The organism is Herbiconiux daphne (assembly GCF_024979295.1).
In the GTDB taxonomy this organism is placed as follows: Bacteria; Actinomycetota; Actinomycetes; order Actinomycetales; family Microbacteriaceae; genus Herbiconiux; species Herbiconiux daphnes.
The window spans coordinates 1-695 of sequence record NZ_JANLCJ010000404.1 but is presented as its reverse complement, the minus strand read 5'-3'; the positions used below and the strand labels follow the sequence as shown (position 1 = coordinate 695).

2 protein-coding genes are annotated in these 695 nt (G+C 32.4%); both read right to left on the bottom strand.

The window, feature by feature from the left end:
- Positions 1-4 precede the first annotated feature (4 nt).
- Positions 5-292 (bottom strand): hypothetical protein, encoded by a 288-nt coding sequence (locus N1032_RS25505; protein WP_259543392.1) that lies wholly within the window; start codon positions 290-292, stop codon positions 5-7.
- Between the two features lie 10 nt (positions 293-302).
- Positions 303-539 (bottom strand): hypothetical protein, encoded by a 237-nt coding sequence (locus N1032_RS25500; RefSeq protein ID WP_259543391.1) that lies wholly within the window; start codon positions 537-539, stop codon positions 303-305.
- Positions 540-695 lie beyond the last annotated feature (156 nt).

Sequence of the window (695 nt, the reverse complement as noted above, 5' to 3'; positions counted from 1 at the left end):
GCCTTTATTTTTTTAATTCAACGATATCCTTATTCTGTTTAATATTGTCCTTTTGTAAAGCATTCACATTTTCTTTAGCAACCTGTGTATCAGCTTGTGTTTTATCCAAACGATCCTGGATAATAGATATTTTGTGATTCAAATCTTTTTCAGATTTTTCTTTAGCTTCTTGAGTAATCTTAATTTGATCTTTAAGATTCTCTGCTTTATAGGTCGAGGTAATACCCGTTCCTAATCCTGTAATGGCTACGAATGCCAATAATGTGAAAGATACTCGTTGTTTAATTGTCATATATAATCCTTTATTCCCTATTTTTACAAACCCATATGTTTGCTTTTACTTGTTTATAGTTAAAATAGTCTACTTTGGCTAAATCAATAGCCCATACTGTGTGGTCAATAGATTCATAGTAAATCAATTCTGCATCTTGAAAACAATTACAAAACCATTCTACGCCAGCCCAGTCAAAAAATAAAATACAAGTAGAGCCATCCGATTTGAATAGCTTTACTGCATATTTTGAATTGTCTTCATCCATATATTAAATGATTTCTACTGGAGGCAATGTGATACTAAATCCACGACCTCCAAAGTTTTGTACTACACGTGCCATTGATAGATCTGTCCAGCCATATCCATGATCTGTGAATTCTGTTGGAATATCCAATAAATCTTTATAATCGGCAACTGATAC